At 49.3% G+C, this 22,988-nt stretch carries 16 protein-coding genes; 7 read left to right on the top strand and 9 right to left on the bottom strand.

The genetic code is table 11. The features are described 5' to 3' along the window. Positions 1–126: 126 nt before the first annotated feature. The gene (gene ftsY, locus ACKU41_RS18400; RefSeq protein WP_321402888.1) at positions 127–1,788 is read left to right on the top strand and encodes a signal recognition particle-docking protein FtsY; all 1,662 of its coding nucleotides are present in this window, start codon (positions 127–129) and stop codon (positions 1,786–1,788) included. 61 nt (positions 1,789–1,849) lie between these two features. Here the strand turns inward: ftsY and ACKU41_RS18395 are convergent, their stop codons facing one another. Then, complete coding sequence (locus ACKU41_RS18395) at positions 1,850–2,680, bottom strand: RluA family pseudouridine synthase (RefSeq protein ID WP_321402886.1); 831 nt, start codon at positions 2,678–2,680, stop codon at positions 1,850–1,852. A gap of 191 nt (positions 2,681–2,871) precedes the next feature. Between ACKU41_RS18395 and ACKU41_RS18390 the strand changes: the two genes are divergently transcribed. The 5 genes from ACKU41_RS18390 to ACKU41_RS18370 all read left to right on the top strand — a co-directional run bounded on the left by ACKU41_RS18390 (position 2,872) and on the right by ACKU41_RS18370 (position 12,620). Then, entirely contained in the window at positions 2,872–3,789 is a 918-nt protein-coding gene (locus ACKU41_RS18390) for an EamA family transporter (RefSeq protein ID WP_319778949.1), read from the top strand. A gap of 143 nt (positions 3,790–3,932) precedes the next feature. Then, entirely contained in the window at positions 3,933–7,112 is a 3,180-nt protein-coding gene (locus tag ACKU41_RS18385) for a UvrD-helicase domain-containing protein (RefSeq protein WP_321402884.1), read from the top strand. A gap of 2 nt (positions 7,113–7,114) precedes the next feature. Next, positions 7,115–10,018 (top strand): PD-(D/E)XK nuclease family protein, encoded by a 2,904-nt coding sequence (locus ACKU41_RS18380; RefSeq protein WP_321402881.1) that lies wholly within the window; start codon positions 7,115–7,117, stop codon positions 10,016–10,018. A gap of 83 nt (positions 10,019–10,101) precedes the next feature. Next, positions 10,102–11,292 carry an L-2-hydroxyglutarate oxidase gene (gene lhgO / locus ACKU41_RS18375; RefSeq protein ID WP_319778945.1) on the top strand — a complete coding sequence of 397 codons (1,191 nt, stop codon included), beginning with the start codon at positions 10,102–10,104 and terminating at the stop codon, positions 11,290–11,292. Positions 11,293–11,540: 248 nt separating this feature from the next. Then, complete coding sequence (locus tag ACKU41_RS18370) at positions 11,541–12,620, top strand: nitronate monooxygenase family protein (protein WP_321402878.1); 1,080 nt, start codon at positions 11,541–11,543, stop codon at positions 12,618–12,620. Between the two features lie 110 nt (positions 12,621–12,730). On the opposite strand, the gene ACKU41_RS18365 is transcribed toward ACKU41_RS18370, so the two are convergent. The 7 genes from ACKU41_RS18365 to ybgF all read right to left on the bottom strand — a co-directional run bounded on the left by ACKU41_RS18365 (position 12,731) and on the right by ybgF (position 18,699). Next, positions 12,731–13,261: a hypothetical protein gene (locus ACKU41_RS18365; protein ID WP_321402876.1), complete on the bottom strand. Its 531-nt coding sequence runs from the start codon at positions 13,259–13,261 to the stop codon at positions 12,731–12,733. Between the two features lie 78 nt (positions 13,262–13,339). Next, positions 13,340–14,302, bottom strand: a complete 963-nt coding sequence (locus tag ACKU41_RS18360; RefSeq protein WP_321402874.1) for a tyrosine recombinase XerC — start codon at positions 14,300–14,302, stop codon at positions 13,340–13,342. Further along, positions 14,277–15,242 (bottom strand): diguanylate cyclase domain-containing protein, encoded by a 966-nt coding sequence (locus ACKU41_RS18355; protein ID WP_319778940.1) that lies wholly within the window; start codon positions 15,240–15,242, stop codon positions 14,277–14,279. Before ACKU41_RS18355 ends, ACKU41_RS18360 begins: the two co-directional genes overlap by 26 nt. A gap of 89 nt (positions 15,243–15,331) precedes the next feature. Further along, positions 15,332–16,171 (bottom strand): HDOD domain-containing protein, encoded by an 840-nt coding sequence (locus ACKU41_RS18350; protein WP_319778939.1) that lies wholly within the window; start codon positions 16,169–16,171, stop codon positions 15,332–15,334. Then, positions 16,172–16,591, bottom strand: a complete 420-nt coding sequence (locus tag ACKU41_RS18345; protein WP_319778938.1) for a hypothetical protein — start codon at positions 16,589–16,591, stop codon at positions 16,172–16,174. Between the two features lie 44 nt (positions 16,592–16,635). Beyond that, entirely contained in the window at positions 16,636–17,838 is a 1,203-nt protein-coding gene (gene dprA / locus ACKU41_RS18340; protein ID WP_321402871.1) for a DNA-processing protein DprA, read from the bottom strand. Between the two features lie 15 nt (positions 17,839–17,853). Then, a complete protein-coding gene (ybgF, locus tag ACKU41_RS18335; protein WP_321402869.1) occupies positions 17,854–18,699 on the bottom strand; it encodes a tol-pal system protein YbgF in 846 nt (281 codons plus the stop codon). A gap of 207 nt (positions 18,700–18,906) precedes the next feature. Here ybgF and ACKU41_RS18330 point away from each other — a divergent pair, with 207 nt between their 5' ends. Next, on the top strand, positions 18,907–19,884 hold the full coding sequence (locus tag ACKU41_RS18330) for a hypothetical protein (protein ID WP_319778934.1): 978 nt from the start codon (positions 18,907–18,909) through the stop codon (positions 19,882–19,884). 126 nt (positions 19,885–20,010) lie between these two features. Here ACKU41_RS18330 and ACKU41_RS18325 read toward each other — a convergent pair whose 3' ends face one another. Further along, positions 20,011–22,944 carry an Hpt domain-containing protein gene (locus ACKU41_RS18325; RefSeq protein WP_319778933.1) on the bottom strand — a complete coding sequence of 978 codons (2,934 nt, stop codon included), beginning with the start codon at positions 22,942–22,944 and terminating at the stop codon, positions 20,011–20,013. Between the last annotated feature and the right edge of the window lie 44 nt (positions 22,945–22,988).

Below are 22,988 nucleotides of genomic sequence, written 5' to 3'. Positions count from 1 at the left end.
CTGGACGAAGCGGAAACAATACTTACTGTTAAGCTCACAGCAGGATTAGCTAAAACCGGACGGTTGCGCATCCGGGATTACTGCGCTATCTTCGCCTGTTCAAAATAGACTGCAAAGGGGATTTCAATGGGATTCTTTTCTAAAGTAAAGAAATTGTGGAGCAGCCCGGAAGACAGGGCTGAACAAGCACTGAAAGATTATCTCGGCGATGATTACGAGCCGCGCGAAGAAGAAAAATCAGAGCCGGAACCGGCCCCGGAACCGGAGCCGGAAATTATTCCAGAGCCTGACCCCGTGGTCGAAGTAAGCCCCAAACCTGAACCGGAGCCGGAGCCTGAGCCTGAGCCTGAGCCTGAGCCTGAGCCGGAAAAGAAATCCAAATTTTCCTTTTTATTCGGCAGCAAAAAAGCTGAAGAAATCCCGTCTGCCGAGATTGCGGAACCGGAAACTGTTCAGGAGAGCGTGACTTCTGAGGCGGAAGAAATTCCTGTTCCCGAGAAAGCTTCTGAACCAGCAGCAGAAAAGCCTGACGGGCCGACAATCCTTGAGCCGGTCATGAGCGGAGAAGCTCAGGCCGCTGAAGAGAAACCGCAATGGGAAATTGACCTGACCAAGGCGTTGCAGCAGGCTGAACCGCGTCTTTCCGTCTGGCTGGGATTAATCCTTGAAGATATAGAAGAAGCCGGGGATATTCTCTGGGAGCGCCTCTTTTTCCTGCTCAGTGCACTTGAAGCACCAAAGGATGAAGCCAACGACTTCATCCAGCGTTTCAAGGACTGGCTCGAAGACATGGACTACGAGTATGTGGAAGAATTCCGCTCAGAACTCCAGTACCGACTGGCCCTCGCCCTTGAACTTGAGGACGAGGAAGACGAGCGCAGCCGTTTGTTCATCAAGCTTTCCGAAGGTCTCAACAAGACCCGTGAGCAGATCACCAAACGCATCGACTCCATGCTTTCCAGCCATACAGCTTTTGATGATGATTTCTGGGAAGAATTTGAAGAAATCCTGATCATGGCTGACGTGGGTTACGAAGCTTCCATGGAACTTGTGGAACGCATGAAGGACCGCATCCGCAAAGCCGGGGAAACCAACCCCGAGAATTTTAAGAACCTGCTGCGCGAGGAACTGGATGAAATATTCAAAGTTCCCAAACGCATCAAGGCCTTCAACCCGCCGGAAGTTGTCATGATGATCGGCGTGAACGGAGTTGGTAAAACCACCACCATCGCCAAACTGGCCCACCGCGCCCAGATGCAGGGACGCAAAGTACTTATCGTTGCAGGTGATACTTTCCGTGCCGCAGCAATCGGGCAGTTGGAAGTCTGGGCCCGCCGCGTTGGTGCCGGATTCTACGCAAAAACGGAAGGCTCCGATCCTGCAGCAGTAGCTTACGAGGCAATTGATTACGCTGTGAAAAACGGCTACGACCTCATGCTCCTTGACACAGCCGGACGTCTGCACAACAAAGCCAACCTGATGGAAGAGCTGCACAAAATACGCAGAGTCCTCGGCAAGAAGCATGATGAAGCACCGCACCGCAGTGTTCTGGTCATCGACGCGACCACAGGACAGAACGCCCTCTCCCAGACCAAAATATTCAATGAGTCGATTGGCGTAGATGAACTGATCCTGACCAAGCTTGACGGCACCGCCAAAGGCGGAGTCATGATTGCTGTGACCATGCAGCACAAACTGCCCATCACCTACATCGGATTGGGTGAAAAAATGGAAGACCTCAGGCCCTTTAATGGCGAAGATTTTGCCAAGGCCTTGTTGCTGTCGTAAAAATTCACTTTAATGTAAGCAAAAAATCCCTTGGAACTTTATAAAGTTCCAAGGGATTTTTTTATTCCCAGCCACTCTCACAAATCGCCTCAAACCCAGGAAAATGAATTTCCCGGTGATGGAGAAACATGCGCTCCGCCCCGTCGTCCCGACCGTAGATCGGATCACCCACAATGGGAAAACCTGCATGGGCGAGATGCGCTCTGATCTGATGCCGGGCGCCTTTGGATATGCGTACTTTTAAAAGAGAAGTGCCATCATCATAATTCTTAACCGGTTCAACACTGGACCAGCGTTCCGAAGGAGCATGCTCCTCCAGAACTTTTGTTCTTTTTCGGTCGGCGGTATCGAGTCTATTTTTGAGTACGAAGGATTCTTCCGGGATACCATGTACCTTGGCGTAGTATATTTTATCAACAGTTCCGGAATCTTCATAACTGCGAAATTCATTTTCCCGCTGCACACCGCAGGCAACCATTAACATCCCGGAAGTCAGATAATCCAAACGGTTAACCAGAATGGGATCCTGCCCCGGAAATATTCTTGGAAGACATTCTTCCACAGATGATTCCGGACTTCCGGCAATCACAGCAGAATGCATGCCCTCCGGCTTATAAACAGCACCGAATCCTTCACCCTGTGCAACGACCTTCACCTGCGCCAAAATATCCACAGCACAACAGAGCTCTCCGGCTTCCAGCAGGACAACCTCTGCTCCGGAGAACATCTTCAAACCAGAACGGCAACGGCGGCCGTTAACCAGCACAAATCCGTTTTCAATAAGCCTCCTGCGCTCACGCAAGCCGCTATCCGGCAACAGCTTCAGCAAGAACTTGTCTATTCGCACGCCTTCATCGCTTTCAGCTGCAATCAGTATGTCAATTTCATTCAATTTTTTGCCTTCCATATATGTTAGCTGATTACCGTTCCAATCTATCGAACAGGGTTTACGCTGCAAGGGAAACAGCATACAACTCACTAAGCGTGATAAATTTATTTAAGTTGCCGTTTTTACAGCAAGTGCTTACTTTTAAGCTGACAAGCGGTCTTAATCAACCTTTTCCCAGTGTAACAGGATCTGCCGTGAATATTAAAGGCTGTATTTTCGTTATCTGTGCTGCGGTCATGTGGGGGCTGATCGGCCCCATTTCAAAATTCCCCATTGCACAGGGAGTCGCACCGCTGGAAAACGCCTTCTGGCGGGCAATTTTCGCATGGATGCTCTTTGCTGTCCACGCCTGCCGCATCCGGGCCGTGAGAATAGATCTCAAGGATCTGCCTCATATCATCGGTTTCGGTTTAGTTGGGGTAACCATCTTTTACGGCTCTTACCAGCTGGCAGTGCAGGATGTGGGAGCGGCGCTGGCCTCGGTACTGCTCTACACCGCCCCGGCCTGGGTAGCATTCATGTCGTGGCTGCTGTTAGGCGAAAAAATGACCCCCATTAAAATTTCAGCCATGCTGATAACCATATGCGGGGTGGCCTGTGTATCACTCGGGCCTCATATTTTCAGCACCGGCACCGAGATAACTTTCACGTGGCCGGGAATCATCTTCGGTCTAACCTCCGGGTTCACCTACGCCCTCTATTACATCTATGGCAAAACCATCTTCACCCGCTACACCACACCGACAATTTTTCTATACGCACTGCCCATCGGGGCGCTATGTCTGCTGCCCTTCTTTGAATTCACCCCCAAAACCGAAACTTCGTGGGCAAGCCTCATTGCTCTGGCAGTGATCTGCACCTACGGGGCCTACTCCGTATATTACGCGGGCCTCAAATGGCTGGAGCCCACCGCAGCTGCGGTAATCGCCACTATTGAACCGGTTATCGCCGCCATTCTAGCATGGCTCTGGTGGAACGAAAGCTTTGATTGGACCGGATACCTCGGCAGTGCTTTGATTATTTCCGCAGTCCTGATGATTGTCATGGAAAAAAGAATTGTTTCTTTTTTTGTCTCCGGCAACGCTTTCAGCCGGACCAAAGAAACTGTTTGAAAAAACTTTTAAATTACAAATTGATATTTTTTTGCGTTTTTAAATTCAAAGCGGCGAAGCCCCACTAAACAGTTTGGGATTCTTAAACCTTTTAAAAGGTTTAAGAATCCCGGCAGGGCCCTCGGAGAGCCGTCGGAGACATAATGCTAAAGCAAGTCAAGGCTTCTGCCGGGTCAGGTAAGACCTATGAACTTACCGCACGTTTTCTATCTCTATTAGCCGGGGCTCAGGAAGAAGACTCCGTTCCGGTCTGCAAAAGTTCGCAGGGCAAGGGATACTGCTGGCCTGAAATCATGGCTGTAACTTTCACAAACAAAGCTGCAGCGGAGATGAAAGAGCGGGTTATACGCTCCCTGAAAAACCGTGCTCTGGACATTAAAGGCGACGGACTGGGGGCAGACTGGAAACCTAAGGACGCAAAAAAACAGCTTATCCCCATCCTGCAAAGATATAACCGGCTGAACATACGTACTATTGATAGTCTTTTGAATCTGCTGGTGCGTATCTTCGCCCTTGAACTAGGCCTTAGTCCGGAATTCGAACTGCTTTTCGAACCGCAAACCCTGTTTGAACCGAACTTCAACAAATTTCTGGCTCATTGCGAAGAAGGCGACCCGCTGCGCAAAGGGCTGCTGGATGATGCCGTCGACAGCCTGGTGCTCAAGGAAGAAAAGCAGGGTTTCTGGCTGGCCGAACAGATGCGCATGAGACTCCTTTCCATCCTGACTCATATCATCGACAACCCGGCGGAACGGCTCACAGATCAGGAAGAAATAGCAGGACTGCTCCAAGTAGAATTTGATGCTTTCCAAAAAGCTGTGCGCGATCTGTCAGCGCTCATTGAAACTGATAAGCTGGCGGCATCCGCACATTTGAAAAAATATCTGGAGCATGCTGCAAAATTAGATTTCATGGACCTGCCCAAGGAATCAACCATGGTCGCCAAGGACAGCTTTGAGGATTGCGTTAATAAAAAATCAAAAGGCGACATCAGCTCCTATCATGAAAAAGTTTATGCTGACCTAAAACAGACCCACGAAATTTATCGCGACAAAGCCACCATCCTGCGCGGAGCATACGCTTTGGCTCCGTTTGTACGCATTGTAGAAGAAATCCGGGCCGATATCATCGAATACCAGACCCGTAACGGCATGCTTCTAAGCGCGGACCTGCCCAAGGTTGCAAGCTATGTTCTTCAGGGAGGAAGCGCACTGCCCGATGCCTTCTGCCGCATGGGTTCCCGCTTGCACCACCTGCTGGTTGACGAATTTCAGGACACCAGCCTCGCCCAATGGCAGGCCATGATTCCATTAGCCGTGGAATGTCTGTCCAAGGCAGGCAGCCTCTTTTATGTCGGTGATGTAAAGCAGGCCATCTACAGCTGGCGCGGGGGCCGCTCCGAACTTTTCGATGAAGTGGGGCAGGACCCGGAACTGAACGGATTATCTGACTTCACTCCCGCCAACCTTGATTACAACTGGCGCAGCCTTGAGCATATCATCGGCTTCAACAACGATTTTTTCGACGCACTTGCCGATTATGATCTGGCCCTCGATCTTTCGGAAAAACTTTACCCCAACGGCCCGGAAGAGCAACAAATAGAACTGGCCCAACGGATCTCACACTCATTTGAGGAAGCCTCACAGGAACTCCCTCCGGGACAGGACCGGACCGGAGGTTACGTAAGACTGCAACGTATTTTCGCCTCAAACGCTTCTGAAATCGTGGATGAAACCCGACGTAATTTCGACATTCTCATGGAAGAACTTCTTCCCCGCCGTGAATATAGAGATATCTGCGTGCTGGTCCGTTCCAACGGACATGCCCAGTTGGTCTGTGACTGGCTGGTGGAAAAAGGCATTCCGGTCATTACCGAAAACAGCCTGCAGCTGGACCGCCACCCCATCGTGCGCCAGATGGTTTCACTTCTTAAATTCCTTGATTACCCACAGGATGACCTCGCTTTTCTAGAATTTATCTGCGGTCAGGAAATCTTTGGAAAAATTTCAAATATTGAACACGAAACGCTATTCAAATGGCTGGCTGAACGAGACAAAGGCCCTCTGTATCGCCGTTTTGCTGAAAAATATCCTGATTTCTGGGCCACACACATTTCGCCCTTCCTGCGAAAATCAGGTTTGATGACCCCTTACGACCTTGCAAGTGAAATGGTTTCCCGTTTCGGACTAATCGAAACCTATCCACAGGATGAATTGTACATTCGCCGCTTTCTTGAGGTAGTCCACCTTGCAGAAGAAAAACGCGGAACGTCGCTGGCCGCTTTTCTCGATTTCTGGGAACTTTCGTCTGCAGAGGAAAAAGTACCCCTGCCGGAATCGGTCAACGCGGTACGCATCATGACCATCCACAAATCAAAAGGACTGGAATTCCCGGTCATTGTCGTCCCCTTCCATAACTGGTCAGTATCAGGACCGGACACTTCTCTGGCTGACATTGAAATTGACGGTCAGACCATGCTCACCCCCATGAGCAGTGCGCTGGGCGATATTTATTATGAAAACCGGACCCGCATGTTCAGCGAACAGCTCAACCTGCTTTACGTGGCTTGGACCCGTGCAGGTCAGGAGCTGTACGGCTTCCTGCCCTCCGAAAAAACACGCGGGGTTAGTCCGGCTCTGGCGGCCATTGAATTGATCCTTGAAGACAAATTCAACGACCTCGGCCTGCTAGAATATGGAATTACACCGGAAAAAGGTCTGGAAAAATCCACATTGGATATCTCCGGGGCTTCGACTAAACCATCCTGCGATGACTTCTGCACAACAGAGACAGACTCTATCCCCGAATCTGAACTCATGGGATGGCTCCCGAGGTTACGCGTCTACCGCCACAATCTCGAAGATTATTCCTACGATGCACGCATGCGCGGAGAACTGGCCCACAACGCCATGGAAAATCTGATCCTCACCGGAAACGATGAGGCCGATTGCCGTCGCAGTGCCGAAGCAGCCTTCGCCAAGTTCCCGGCAGTTACCGAGGAAGAAGACGTACTGGTACCGGAAGTAACTGACATGGCTCTCTGGGCCTTGTCGGTGCCGGAAGTCCGCGCAGCGGTCGAACGCGGCAGGCCGGAAGTAGCCATCATGGATGCGCAAGGTGAAACCCACCGTGCCGACCTTCTACTGCTGGAAGAAAAAAAGGCTTTGGTCGTTGAATACAAGACCGGGCAGCCCTCGCCGGAAAACGAGAAACAGGTCAAAAGATATCTGAAATTACTCAAAGCAATGTACGGCGAGGAAAAAGAACTATGCGGGCTGCTGGTTTATCTTGATGGTAAATTTACAAGAGAAATTAATATTTAGTTATGAATAATAAACCTATCCAAATCATTTCGTGGAAAGAAGATTTCATTGAGAATCTGGCCACAATAATAATTAACGATAATGACGGCGACCTGAGCAAAGTTACGGTCATCGTGCCCCACCACCGCCCGGCCCGCTACTTGAAGAAAGCTCTTGCGGCTTCGGAACAGCTGCCCAAACCATGCATTCTGCCGGAAATTTATTCTTTTTCCGACTTTGTATCATCGCTTATCCCCAAGCTGACTGCTGATTTTCCACGCAAGATCGGTAAACTTGATCAGGTGGGCTTACTCTTTGATATTATTGAAAAGCTGCGCGGAGAATCCACAGGTATGCTCGCCAAAATGCCGGCAGACCTGCAAATGTTCTTTCCTTGGGGTACCCGGCTGGCATCCCTGCTGGAAGATCTGCTGCGTCAGGATATAAAACCCCGCAATCTTACCATGCTGCAGGGCGAGGTGCTGGAATGGGCAGCCGCGCTGCTGGAAGAGCTGGAAATAATTTTCGTGCGTTATCTGGAAGAGTTGGAAAGACGCGGCTGGGCAACATCCGGTCTGGAGAACCGTACTCTGGTGCGAAACTTCAACGGTCTTGATGAAATCCTCAAAGACCGGCAACTATATCTGGCCGGATTCTACGGGGTCAGCGGAGTTGAAGACATGTTCTTCCGCTATCTCTGGGAAAATCTCGGTTTAAAAATAATCTGGCACAGTGATCCCGGACTCGCCGAAGGGCGCAAAGGGCACTTTGCCGTGCGCGAACACCGCTTGTGGCTCCAGAATTGGAAAACCGAAGCAATCTCGGACCACTCCGCCAAAGGCAGCTGCGAACTGCCGGAGCTGAAATTCTTTGAAGGATTCGACCGCCATTCCCAGCTTTCCGCCATGCGCGAAGAACTCTGCTCGCAAAAAGTGGAAGGCTGCGCCGTTGTCCTGCCCGATACTTCCCTGCTTCTGCCGGTCATGCACCATCTGCCGGAACAGGATGTGAACATCAGTATGGGATATCCGCTGGAACGCTCGGCCCTGAACGGACTGGTGGAAGCTGTTCTCAAATTGCAGGAAAACCGCAACGGGCAGAACTTCTACTGGAAAGACATCCTAAGCCTGATACGCCATCCTTACCTGAAAATGCTGGAAATTAATGGAGACCAGCCCCTGCGAACCATATTTCACCAGTGGGAAAACGCACTGCGCCACGGAGCACCCTACGCGGATGTGAAAGATTTTGTCCCGGTCTACAGCGATGAAAACGGAAACCTCGTGGATAACCCTGAAACCACTGAGGAGTTGCGCGCCGAAGCAGTGAGGGTCTGCATTGACGGCTTCAAAGACATTGAAACTCTTTCCGAACTTGCCGACAGCCTGCAAGCCATGGCCGAAATGCTGCGCCGACGCGGGGGCACTCTCTGGAACCGTTATCTGCTTGATTCAGAATGCCTGTTTCGATTGATGAACGAAGTCATTCCCGAACTGCGTGAAAGCTCCATCAGTAATGAAATATTCGGGCAGTCACTCTGCTTTTCCATCTTCCGGCAACTGCTTTCATCACAGCGGGTATCATTCGAGCCGGACCCTATTTCCGGCATGCAGGTTCTGGGTATGCTGGAAAGCCGCCTCTTAAATTTCAAACGCACCTTCATTCTTGATACGGTTGATGACAAACTTCCCGGCACCGATCCATACGATCCATTGCTCCCGGACCAGTTGCGCCACCTGCTGGACCTGCCTGATTCACGGGAAAGGGAATCCGTCGCCACCTACAACTTCTACCGTTTGATCATGGGCAGCGAAGAATCCTGCATATTCTATCAGAGCGGGGTACAACCCGGTCTGCTGGATTCCAAATCCATCCGCTCCCGTTTTGTGGAACAACTGCTCTGGGAAATGGAACAGCAACGTAAAGAAATAATTACACCGGGCGAAGATTTCCCGCTCAAAGCGGTCAATTTTCCTGTGGGAGCCATAGTCAACACCCCGGCGGCCATCCCCAAGGCCCCGCTGCTTGAAAAACTACGCAACCAGCTCAAGTACAAAGGGCTATCCCCTTCGGCAATTGACTGTTATGTCGGCTGCCCCAAATTATTCTTTTTCCGCTACCTTTCCAATGTGCGTGAAAGTGTAAGCGTGGATGTAGATGGAGACCGTGCCGGATTCGGTGACCTTATCCATTCAGTACTCAAGGATTTCCTCGCTCCGCATTTGAATAAGGATATCTGCGGAACTGATCTTGATGCAAGGGAATTACAGGACTTGTTCATGAACAGGCTTGAACGGGACTCACTTTACCTAAACCTTGCTTACGACATAAAAAAATCCCTTGAACAGGCAGGTAAAAACAGGCTTTCCCTTTTCCTGAAAAATCTGCAACCGACCAGAATTGTAGAGCTGGAATCAGATTCACAGGCCGAACTTGAAATGGATGATTTTACTGTGCGTATTCATGGCCGCGTGGACCGTGTGGATGAACGTGCCGGAGAGCGTTATGTACTGGATTACAAAACAGGACGCCTGCATCTGCCCCGCCGTTCCTTTTGGGAAGATGAATCCATCTGGGAACCGTTGCTCAATGATCCACAGGCTATCTTTTATGACGGCACGCCTTTTCTGGAAAAAATAAAAAACAGTGCGGACAGTTTACAACTTCCCCTCTATCTACTCATGGATCACCACACCTCCGGCGAATTGCCGCGACAGGCCGCGCTTGTGGAATTGGTTACCGACGGTCGGGAGATGATGCTTTTTGATTCCAAAACCAGTGACGAAGACCGGGAAGAAATCATTAATATTAAAATCCCGGCCTTAAGCAGACTAATCATCAACAACATGCTGCATGAAGAAAATTTTCAGCCAATCCGCTCCAATATGTGCCAATGGTGTTCATATCGGGAGGCCTGCGGAAGCTGACAAATATGCACTATACATATTTGACATTAGCAGCGCGCTATAGAAAACTATTCGCCCACATATACAATTAAAAGGAATTAAAAATGAAAACTGCTGAAATAATGATCTGCGGTGCCGGAATCGTAGGTCTTACTGTGGCAAAGGAGCTTGTCTCCAGAGGTTACAAGGATATTCTTATCATTGATAAGGAAAATGAAATTGCAAAACATGCTTCCGGGAGGAACAGTGGAGTTTTGCATGCGGGTATTTACTACGCCCCGGGAAGCCTTCGTGCTGTATCCTGCCTTTCCGGTAATTTCAAAATGAAAGAATATTGCCGCGAAAAGGGATTACCGTTGCTGGAAACAGGTAAAGTTATTGTCGCCCGAAATGAATCTGAACTCACCACCCTGCACGAGCTTTACAGCCGGGCTACAGCCAACGGAGCCAAGGTGGAAATCATTGATGAGCAGCACCTAGCCGAAATAGAGCCCAATGCAAAAACAATAAAAGAAGCGTTATTTTCCCACTACACTGCTGTAGTAGACCCACGCGCTGTAATGAAATCACTGTACAATGATCTTGAATCAAGCGGAAAAGTATCTTTCATGCTTGAAACTAAGTTCATTACTGCAAAGAGCAACAACATCATTGTCACCGACAAGGGAGAAATCAGCTGCGGGCTGTTCATCAATGCAGCCGGAGCATACAGTGATCAGGTCGCCCGTCCCTTCGGATTCGGCGAAGGCTACCAGCTCATCCCGTTTAAAGGAATATACAAAAAGCTTAAAAAGGAAAAAGCGCACACTATCAAAGGCAGCATCTACCCTGTCCCCAACATCAAAAACCCCTTTCTCGGAATCCACTTCACCCGCGGGGCAAGCGGCGACGTTTACCTCGGACCAACTGCTATTCCCGCATTCGGACGCGAGAATTACGGTATCTTGAGCGGACTGGACAAAGAAGCATTCGACATCATGATCAGGGATGCAATTCTTTTTTTAAGGAACCCCAAATTCCGTTCTGTCGCATTTGAAGAACCACGCAAATATTTTTTCAAATGTTTCTTCAATGATGCCAAAGAGCTGGTTCACGATCTTTCCCCGGATGACATTGAAAGCTCTCCCAAAGTGGGGATTCGCCCGCAATTGGTTGATCTGAAACGTAACGAGTTAGTCATGGACTTTCTGGTTGAAAGTGATAAAAACAGTGTGCACGTACTCAACGCTATTTCACCAGCATTCACCAGTTCCATGTACTTTGCTGAAATGATTGTGGAGAAATACATACACTAAAGAATGTATGTACACTGCATTGTCAAACATGCAGTTCTGCACAGCGTAGCTAAGTTGTAACAGTTAAAAAGGACTTGACTTTAACCCTCATACAGGAAAAAACTTTTCTCGGACTTCAAAGTTGCCTCTGAACAATAAATACACCGCTGTATGTATCTTTCAGATACCTGCCACAAAGTGTCTTTGCTGACAGTATTGTTTAACTAGCGGGCAACTCTTAAATATACAAGTCACAGGAGAACTTTAGTATGAATCTTCCTCAGCTTAAAATTGGCGATCTCGTTGCCAAGGTTCCCGTCATTCAGGGCGGCATGGGTGTGGGAATTTCCCTCTCCGGCCTTGCTTCCGCTGTTGCCAAAGAAGGCGGTATCGGCGTTATCGCTGCTGCAATGATCGGTCTTACCAACAAAAACGGCGGTAAGGATCACGCAAAAGCACACATCGACACACTGGCCGAAGAAATAAGAAAGGCCAAGGAAATGACCTCCGGCATCCTCGGTGTTAACATCATGGTTGCCCTGTCCAACTTCGCGGACATGGTCAGCACTTCGGTAAAAGAAGGTGCAGACGTTATCTTTTCCGGAGCCGGCCTTCCGCTGGACCTGCCCAAATACCTGCATGAAGGAGCAAAAACCAAGCTGGTTCCCATTGTTTCTTCCGGTCGCGCAGCGTCCATCATCTGCAAAAAATGGATATCCAAATTCGACTACCTGCCTGATGCATTCGTAGTTGAAGGTCCCATGGCAGGCGGACACCTCGGCTTTAAACGTGAGCAGCTCAACGATCCAAAATTCGCTCTTGAAAACATCCTTCCCGAAGTAATCAAGGCTGTTAGGCCCTTCGAGGAAAAAGCAGGACGCACCATCCCGGTCATCGCTGCCGGCGGTGTTTATTCAGGTGAAGACATCAGCAAGTTCCTTGAACTTGGAGCTGCAGGTGTCCAGATGGGAACCCGTTTTGTTGCCACTCACGAGTGCGATGCTGACGAAGAATTCAAACAGGCATACGTTAATTCCACGAAAGAAGACATGGCCATCATCCAGAGTCCTGTAGGACTTCCCGGCAGAGCAGTAAAGAATGATTTTCTGCAGGCGGTTACCGATGGCAAAAAGTCTCCTTTTAAATGCCCCTTCCATTGCATCAAGAGCTGCAAGGTTGAGGAAAGTCCCTACTGCATCGCTTCTGCGCTGATCAATGCCCAGCGCGGCAAGCTGAAAAACGGTTTCGCTTTTGCCGGTTCCAACGCATGGAGAACCGAAAAAATCATCTCCGTTAAACAGCTCATCTCAGATCTTAAATCTGAATTTGACCGCGCTGTAGCTCGCTAAGCTGATTCTCCATAAAATAATAAAAAAGGCGTTCCGCATTTTTGCAGAACGCCTTTTTTTGCATCCGTGGCTTAAATATAACAACCTATCCGAGTTCTTTAAAATTCAACCTACTTTTTCTCAGCGGCTTTGCTTTCTTCTTTTTTAGGCTCTGCCTGCGGCTCGGCTTCTTTCTTGGGTGCTGCCTTTTTGGAAGCAGCCTGCTTGGCCGCCGGCTTCTTGCGCTTGGAAGAAACGATTGATTCCAACTTTTCAGCAGCGGCTTGAGTATCGCCTGCTTCACCTAAATAATGCATCTCGCCCTGAGGGGAAATCCAGTGCCATCCTTCGGGCTTTTTAAGCACCCGGGCCCCCTTTGAATCAAGATAATCCTTGTAGGAAGCCTTCTCAAGGCTCTCATCAATCTGCACGGTAAGCTTACGGTTCTCTGCCATGACCTGTGTATGACGGAAAATTTCAAAAGCACTGTGGACCAGATCAAAGGCCGGATCTTCAATTTCACATTTTTTGGAGGAAAGATCTTTTTCCAGCTGGGCCAGATCCTTTTTCATGCTGCGGATTTCAAACAGAGCATCCTTTCGGGCTTCTTCACTCTTGTCATCGATCGCATTTGTAATTGCCGCTGCGGTCTGCTTTTTCATTAAACATCCTCCAGAATTGTTAAGTTAATTTTTACTTAACACAACAATTTACAAAAGACTATTGCAAACTAACGGATTTTACTGTTCTTCCTCATTTTTAACCGCATCCGGGGATTGATTTCCAGCCAGAGGATGAGCCTTATCATAAACATTCATGATCTGTTGCAGATTAAGATGGGTGTAACGCTGGGTGGTGCTTAAATGTTCATGCCCCAGCAGCTCCTGCACTGAACGCATGTCAGCACCGGATTGCAGCATGTGTGAAGCAAAGCTATGCCGGAGCATATGCGGATGCACCCCTTCATGCAGCCCTGCTCCTTCAGCCATACGGGCCAGAATGCGGTTGACCTGCCTTCGGTTCAGCCGTCCTCCCCGGTTACCCACAAAAAGAGCCTGTTCTTCGATGGCCGGCCCCAACTCGGCACGCACGGCGAGATAGTCATTCACAGCCCTGCAGGATGCATCACTCAAAGGGGAAAGACGTTCTTTATTCCCCTTACCGGAAACACGAACCACCGCGCTGGATGTGTCCACGTCGAAAAGATCAAGGTTAACAGCCTCACTGACCCGCAACCCGGAGCCGTAAAGCATTTCAGCCAGCGCCAGATCACGCTTGTCCGCAGGCTCGGACACCACCTGCGCATCCATAAGATTTACAGCCTGATCAACATTCAGGGACCGGGGGTGACGGATTTCCTGTTTAGGATTCCTGATCCCGACCATCGGATCCTTTGCAATGAACCTGTGTTTGGTCATATATTTGAAAAAAGAACGCAGGGAGGAAAGCTTGCGGGACATCGTTGATTTTGCCAGCCGTTGTCCATGGAGTCTGGTAAGAAATCCGCGAACATGGTCAGCACTTATTTTTTCCGGCCTTGCAAGGGAGCTTTTGCGGGTCTCTAAAAATTCTTCGAACTGAGAAAGGTCTTTTGCATAGGAATTGAGGGTAGCAATGGAGGAACGTTTCTCCACATCCAGATAAGTCATAAAAACCTGAACCGGTTCGGGAAGGTCTTTAGTTGTGCCTGCGGTCGAGGACATAGTTGCTCTTTGGATTTTCCTTGGCTTTTTTCTTCAGATTCATAGCAATGGCTGAAGCCTCACCAAAATGCTTCATCCTGCCGTCAATATTGAAAACAACGGCAATTGAGATGGCCATCAGCGGGAAGGTCTGCACATTTCCCTGCCGGTCTTTGGAAACAATGGATTTACGCTTGCGGTCTTCCATATCATAAAAATTGGGGACAATGCCGTCAAAAGAAAAAATGATCCGCTGGCAGACCTCTTCAATAATATCAGGTGGGGTAATTACCACAAAGTCATCTCCGCCCACATGCCCGACAAAAGTCTTCTCCCCGGCAAAGCTTTTAACTGTATTGACGATGATACGGGCACTCATCATCAGCACCTCGTCACCGCGTGAAAAGCCGTATTTATCGTTAAAAGACTTGAAGTAATCAAGATCGCAATAAGCGAGGGCAAAATCCTGCTCACGATCAATAAGACTTTGGATCTTCTGGATAATGGAAGTATTGCCCGGAAGCTTGGAAAGGGGGTTGGCGTCAAGGGCGCGGAGAGCGCGGCAGAGGGTAAGGTTTACTCTCTCCCGTACAACAGGCAGAAAAAAAGGACGGACCAGAAAATCATCCACTTCGACCTTATTCCAGTCCCACGTCTGCTGGAGTTCGGTATCGTCAAGACAAAGAATAACCGGAAGCTGACGATAGACATTTTCACTCTTCACCAGCCGGGCCAGTTCCTGAGCAGGAACATCTTCCACCCTGCTGTCTACAATAAGCAGATCCGGGGGATCATTAAAAAGAACCTCTACGGCTCCACGGGCCTCAGTATAGCAAGTAAATTCCAAAACTTCACGCGGCCATATTTCAAACAGAAGTTCGCGCAGGGAATTATCCGGGGAGACCAGGATACCCCTGTATTTTGTCAGCCCCAACAGGCCGTGATCCTTATTCTTGTCCATAGCCTATGGCTTTAACACCAACTATTGTACAACGTCAAAGCTCAAGCGGACCACGTTTTACATATTTTTAAAAAAAATAACACGCAGGATTAGAAAGTAAGATCTGAAATCTCCATAAACTTATCGGAAACTTCATCCATGACCGGTTCCAGATCTTTCATTTTCAATTTCAAAATTTTCATGGCAGCTGGCTTGAAATAGGCGATCTGATCATCTCCGCCGTTTCCGTATTCAAAAAGGCGAACCAGAAAATCACCTACGTGAACCACAGCTGCGGTCTGCTGATAAAACTGAGCCCGATCCGGGTGATGGTGAAAAGTCATGGCTTCCCGCACGTTCGGCGGAAGATGCCAGTGCCGGGCAAGCCATGCATTAATGCGATCATGCCCGAACCCCAGAATATGTTTTTCGGCCTCGTAGTAACTCAGATCCTTCTCCTGCACAGTCATACGCACAGCTTCATTAAGTTCCGGCAACTGCACTGCAGTAACCACCTTGCCGAGATCATGAAGCAATCCGGCCACGGTAAACTCTTCAGGGTCATCAAAGCCGGCAGCCTTGGCTATGGCTCCACTGGCCATGGCACAACCGAGGCTGTGCTCCCACAGGCCGGACATTGCCTGCTGGATCATATCAAAAACCGAGGTAGAAATAATAATGCCCCGGATAACATTCAGGCCCAGCAGAACAAGGGCATGCTGAATAGTGGTAATCCTGCCCGGAAATCCATAAATCGGCGAGTTTACCATCTTGAGGACTTTTGCCGAGAGAACCTGGTCCTGAGAAATAACTTTTGCAACCTGTTCAGTTGAGGAGTTGGGGTCATCCACAAGCTTGGTGACTTCATCAAGAACCGAAGGCAGGGTAGGCAGATCAGACGTTGAAAGAATCTGACCCTTTACACTGGTTTTGAGATCCTGGGCAACCATCTAAGCCTCCTCCCCGTTTTCAGCAGCCTCTGCGGCGGCAGCGGCTTCAGCGGCTTCAGCTGCAGCCTGTTCTTCGGCCAGCCTTTCGGCTTCCTCTTCAGCCTTCTGGGCGGCAGCTTTGAGATCAAAATATTCCCTGAAAAAACCTTTAACCCTGAACATCCATTTATCTTTGGCATAACGGCGAAAAAGATAGTCCAGACGTTCAGACTTTTTTGCCCATGAGGAGTTGTCATTATCACCCAGATCAACAGGGTTGCCCTTAACCACAATGCGCTCAACATCCATGGATTCCAGCTTCTGGATGATCCCTTCAGTAAGCTCCAACCCTTCAGCAAGGACGACCATTCCGTTATCACGGGTAACAGGCTTGGCAAGCTTCATGCCCGGAGCCGCAAGTTTAACTGGGATTTTCTGCATCAGTCGGACTTCTCCTCATAAAATTCAAAAAACACCGCACCATATCAACTTCGCCTAAGATCATAATACATGCCGGGAAAGCGCACAACCATTCCCTTTACTTCCATACCGAGTATAACAGCCCCGGCAACGGAAACATCAACTCCGGCAGTACGGGCAATCTCATCAATATGCAGCTTACCCCCCACGTCAAGAGCCCTTGCGATATCCAGCTCAGGCGGTTCCAGTCCGGCAAGATCCACAGGCGGAACAGCAGCCTCAACTGGTTCAGGAGCACTCACTTGCTTAACAGGAGTACGCGCAACTTTTTTAGCCGGGAGCTTATGTTCCTCCCCGGCCGTTTTTTTTAGAACAGAAGTATCAAGAGCATGCTTAATGCTGATCAGCACATCCTCGGCAGTTTCCACTAAAGATGCGCCTTCCTTGATCAGTTTAAGGCATCCTGCAAAACTGCTATCGCCGATGGGCCCCGGCATGGCCATTACTTCCCTGCCCTGCTCTGCAGCCAGCCGGGCGGTAATCAGGCTACCGCTGGCAATTCCCGCTTCCACAACTAATACCCCTACACTCAATCCGCTGATTAAACGGTTGCGAAAAGGAAAGTTACGGGCAAACGGTTTCGTGCCTGGAGGAAACTCGGAAAGGATAAGTCCGGACTGAATAACACTGTTACGCAGCCATGCACTGTCCGGCGGGTAGGATTCAACATCCAGCCCGGTTCCAAGCACAGCGATTGTTGAGCCTATCCCTGTCAAAGCAGCTTCATGGGCACAGCTATCAATACCCTTGGCAAACCCTGAAACTACCGTAACCCCGAACTTTGCCAAATCTGCAGCAATTTTTGATGCATACTCGAGCCCCAACCGCCCACTGTTACGGGAACCGACAATACCTACGGCAGGATTGCCCAGCAGCTCCGGGTCGCCATAATAATAGAGACAGGTCGGAGGATCAGGCAATTCCTTTAGCAGAACGGGAAATTGATGATGGGTCCACGGCAGAATTCCAAAGCCGGCCCTCACCGCCTCACGATACTCTTTTTCCGCTTTGGCACGCCAGACTTCCTTCAATGCGGCAACTGAACTTTTTTCAGAAGCAAAAGCAAGGGAAGGCCAATTGGCCGCATCTTTCAGCGCCTTGTAAGCAGAGCTATAGTGACGGAGAATCGGAGACCATGACTTAGGTCCGAGCCCCGGCGTGTAGCGCAGAGCCAGACATGCAAAATATTCTTCATGGAGGGAACCCACTTCCGCCGCCGCAGACTAACCTTCAATGGCCCGAAGACGTTCGCGGCCAATCTTTGCAGGGTCGGACTTGGGATAGTCCTCAATCAGGGTCCGCAGATAGAATACGGCATTTTCACGGTCACCAAGCTTATCATAGGCCAAACCGATTTTGAGCATGGCCGCAGGGACCTTACCGGCCTTGGGAAAACGCCTGCTCACTTCCTTGAATTTCAGGATTGACTGGGCAAAACTTTTCTCGGAATAATAAGTCTCACCGATCCAGTACAGAGCGTTGGGAGCAAGGCTGGATGAAGGGTTGTGGGCCAGATATTGTTCCAGAAGGCCGCGGGCTTTTAACGGTTGGTTATCCATCACCAGCCGAACACCTTCTTTGTAAAGATCATCACCGCTCAGCGAGGACACAGGAGCAGGTTCTGCTGCAGGCTTGGCTGCGCCTTCCACCGCTGCAGAATTTTCACCGGGAACAACCATCCACGGTTTTTCCTCACTGCTGGTAGTACCGCCCATGACAACTTCTTCAGCCACAACGGTTTCTTCAGCGGGGATTTGCTCCTCTGCCTTCATAGCCATCATTTTCTGCTGATTCTCTTTAAGCTCAACAAGAGTGCTATCCAGCTCACTGATTTTATTCTCTAACTTCTCAATCTGGGCTGTAGTATCTTTATGGTTGCGGTCAATCTGGTCATTCTGCTGCCGCAGCCCTTCCTTAAAATTTAGGAAATTTTCTTCAAGACTCTTAAGACGCCATTCTTCGCTGCCGCCCCATGCGGGCTTTTCGGGCTGCTGCGGCTGTTTAGCGGCAAAACATCCGCAAATGCCGAAGGCCAAAATAACAACAAGAAGGATTCGTAAGTACTGCATCAAATATTCTCCGGAAAACTTGTTGAATCTAACTGGTGAATTTGGTTCAAGTTTCAACGAATTTAAAGTAGGCCACTTAATCAGATTTGGCAAGCATATCTAAGCTTTTACAGAATGAACCGGGTCATGCCCTTGCGTCCTGTGCAAAATTAGGGCAAAAGTTCTCACAAAAGAAGTTTTAAAAAACCTTATTTAAGGAATGTAAATATGAACATCCCCATGGAACCAATCCGGCTTACTGCCATAATGAGTGCCCAGATGCTGCCCAAGGCTCTTTTGGATTTCGCCACGCTGGCGGCAATCGGAGCCCCTGTAATGGCTGTTATTTTAGAGATCACGGCTAAAGCCCGCAAAAAAGTCTTTTATGACAAGCTCGCTCAGCAGGTCACCGCCATGACCTTGATTCTATACTTGCTGTTTATCATCTGCCTAGGCAGTGCCGGATCTTTTTTCAGTCGCCAATTTCCTTGGTTGAAAGACTGGTTCATTAATCCGGCCTCCCCGGTAATGATGTTTTACGTTACTCTGGGAATCGCACTTGCCGGCCTTATTCCTTATAAATTCACATGGAAAAAGCTTAAAAAGCAGAAGGCTCTGCATGTCTTCTTCGGGTTGATCGGAACTCTCGGCGGCTTAGCCTCCATCTACACTGCAACTGTGATCATGCAAAAATTTTTCACCTTGCAGATGGAAAGTCCTACCCCGGCCGTTCCGCAGACTCCATTCTACACTCATTTTATGGCTCTGCCCGGCAAAGCAGGTCTCTGCCTAGCCGGAATATACCTGATCATGGCCATGTCTTTTGCTGCAGCGGCATCAGGACTTTATCTGGTACTAAGGCGCAACAAAGACGATTTCGGACGTGATTATTATAAATTCACCCTGCCTGTTGTTTCCTGTTGGGCACTGTTTCCTACCGTGCTGCAGGCTGCGGCTTCTGCCGGAGTTATCTATTACATCTGCGGCCCGAACACCGCCACCCTGTACAGCAACATCCCCGTGGCATTAAGCCTCGGCACATCACTGCTGCTGACAATTATCTGCTGTGCAATCTGGATCGTTGCATGGAGAAGCGAAACGCCCATGCGTCATAAGATAGGCCTCGGCCTCGCACCCGTGCTGGTAATTCTTGCCCATGCCACCCTCATGGCCGGGACTATGAATTTATATCTGAGTCTGTCTTAATTGCCGCTGTCTCCAGCTGCCATTCGGAGATCAGAAAAACAATTGGCTTGCCACTTGGCTTAATCAAAAGCCCCCTGAAGCAAACGCTTCAGGGGGCATATTTTATTTCTTACTATAAAAAGATATCTACTGGATTGCTCCGCCCTTGACGGTTGCCATGCTGTAGATTTCATGAGGATCAAGGATAAGGACAACGCTACCGTCACCCATGATGGTCGCACCTGAAACACCCTTGAGATCAAAACCGTTAAGGTAATTACCAAGCGGCTTGATAACAATTTCCTGACGCTCAAGAAGCCTGTCCACAACCAGACCAAGCCTGCGGTCATTATCATGGACAATAACCACCGGTAGCACTTCTCGGTTGGGATCACTGACCTCTTGCTCCAGCAATTCGGCAAGCTCGGCAATACCGAGGACTTCGCCACGCAGGGTAACAGCTTTACGATTGTTGACTTCAGTAAGTCTCTCAGCCTCAATTTTGGTGGTTTCAGAAACCGCATCAAGTGGGATGGCGTAGTTTGCACCATTAATCTGAACCATGAGCGCATCAATGATGGCAAGAGTCAAAGGCAGAGTCAGGGTAAACTTGGACCCCTTACCCACTTCGGATGAAATGTGGACGCTTCCTTTAAGGTCCTTGATGTTGTTACGGACAACATCCATACCCACTCCTCGACCGGAGATATCCGTTACCTTTTCAGCGGAAGAGAATCCCGGAGCAAAAATCAACTCAATTGCTTCACGATCATCAAGGTTACGGGCTTCTTCCGGAGAAATAAGACCCTTTTTGATTGCAACGTTACGCATTTTTTCAGGATCAATTCCACGTCCGTCATCTTCGACTTCAATAGCAACAGAGTTACCCTTGTGGTATGCACGCAGCCAGACATGTCCCTGCGGAGGCTTGCCGTTGGCAATGCGTTCTTCTTCAGGTTCAAGTCCGTGGTCCACAGAGTTTCTGATCAGGTGAACAAGAGGATCACCGATTTCCTCGACAACACTCTTATCGAGTTCAGTCTCTTCGCCTTCAGTTATAAGCTCAACTCTTTTACCACTTTTACGGCTTAGGTCTCGCACCAAGCGCGGAAATCTTGAAAATACAGTCTGCACCGCAACCATACGGACCTTCATGATGGTATCCTGAAGATCATCCGAAATTCTGGATAGAGCATAGGTAGTCTCAGTCAGTTGCTGGGCAACAACCGGAACTTCCAGATGTCCTTCCTCAAGCCCACGGGCCAGCATGGTATAACGTCCCCTGCTGATGATTAGCTCGCCGATCAGGTTCATGAGATGGTCGAGCTTCTGGTGGTCAACCCTGATGGTGGACATGGTCTTGGGCTTGCCCTTGGACGGAGCCCCGGCAGCAGGCTTGGCTTTAGCCGCTGTTTTTGCTGCTGGCTTAGGTGCCGGCTTTGCTGCTGGCTTAGGCTCAGGCTTGGGCTCAGGCTTAGGTGCCGGCTTGGGCTCAGGCTTAGGTGCAGGCTTGGGCTCAGGCTTAGGTACAGGCTTGGGCTCAGGCTTGGGTTCAGGTTTAGGCTCGGGCTTAGGTTCAGGTTTAGGAGCCTCTTCCGGTGTGGATCCAGCTTCAACCGGAGCTTCTGCCCCCCCTTTGATGTCTTCTATGGCGGAATCGATCATCTCTCCGATGATTCCACATTCCTGGCGCAACAGGTCGAGCATCAGTCCAAAATCCATATCCGAGGAGCGGGCCTGATCAACAAGACCTGCCGTCCGCTCAGAATATTCCCGAATGTCATCAAAGCCCATGTAACCACCGGAATTCTGGATGGAAACAAGACTCCTGTACAGTCCATCTATATAATCCTTCTGACTGGAATCTTCACCGAGTGTTTTAAGGGCCAAATCAATATTATCCAGCTGCTGGTGCACAGTCTGCTCAAAAATGGCTACATCTTCGGGATCAAGACCGTCATCAGTCTGCGCCAGCTCAACCTCAGGTTCAGCTTCTTCCTCGGCTTCCGGCTCTTCATCGACGACTTCCGCAGTTATAACTTCGCCCTTTTCCACTGCCTCTTGCAAGGGATTGATCAGCTGCTCCATATCCAAGGGCTGCACTTCCCCGGTTTGTGGTGTAACATGGGCGATGAGCGACTCAATTCCGTCCACAACCGCCAGTAACAAATCAATCATGGAACGGGTTGCAGCTACTTCACCTTTACGGACCTTGTTCAGCAGAGTTTCGGCCTCATGGGTCAGCGAGTTAAGCTCACGGAAACCGATAATTCCGCTGTTACCTTTCAGGTTGTGAAAATATCTGAATATGTCGTTAATCAGGTCATCATTACCTTCGGGATCCTGCTCAAGCTCAAGCAGCCCATTGGTAAGATTTTCAATGATTTCATGAGCTTCCTCAAGAAAATCAGCTAGATGTCCTTCTCCTACAGTAGTCAGCTTATATGATTCAGCTTCCTCATTAACGATAGCTACAAACTGAAAAGCCTGTTTACGTCCTGTTTCTGCCATATTGGACTCCTGCACCATTTGGGTCTGCGGCAAGTCTGCTTCTGCTTCAAAAAATTCTTCATCCGGTTCCGGCTCTACTTCTTCAAACACAGGCTCCGGATCTTGCTCCGGGGCGGGCTCAGGTTCTGGATCAGGTTCTGGGGCTGTTTCTTCCTGATGCACAGGAGCGGGTGACTCTCCAGCCATGATTGCATCAATTCTATCTATGGTGACAGATGTATCAACTTCCCCTTCGTTACCGAGTTCGTCCAGATTATCTATCAACTGACGCAGCAGGTCAGTAGCGGCAAGGATTACATCCATAATTTCAGATGTAACACCAATTTCGCCCTTACGAAGTTCATCCAGAATATTTTCCGCCCTGTGGGCCAGTCCGTTGATAATATTCAACCCAAGAAAACCCGAGGCACCCTTTAGCGAATGCATCGGTCTGAATATTTCATTCAAAAGATCAAGATTCTCGGGATTTTTCTCAAGCTCAAGCAAGTTGGGCTCAATAGTTTCGAGATGCTCTTTAGCTTCTATAATGAAATCCGCGAAAATTTCAGGATCCATGAAATCCTGGCTCATCTAGAGACCCCTGTATTTAAAGTTCTCTGCATTGGTCAGTTGCA

Origin of the sequence: Maridesulfovibrio sp. (assembly GCF_963678865.1) — a bacterium.
Classification (GTDB): Bacteria; Desulfobacterota; Desulfovibrionia; order Desulfovibrionales; family Desulfovibrionaceae; genus Maridesulfovibrio.
The sequence above is the reverse complement of the archived record's forward strand: the minus strand, read 5'-3'. Positions and strand labels throughout refer to the sequence as shown.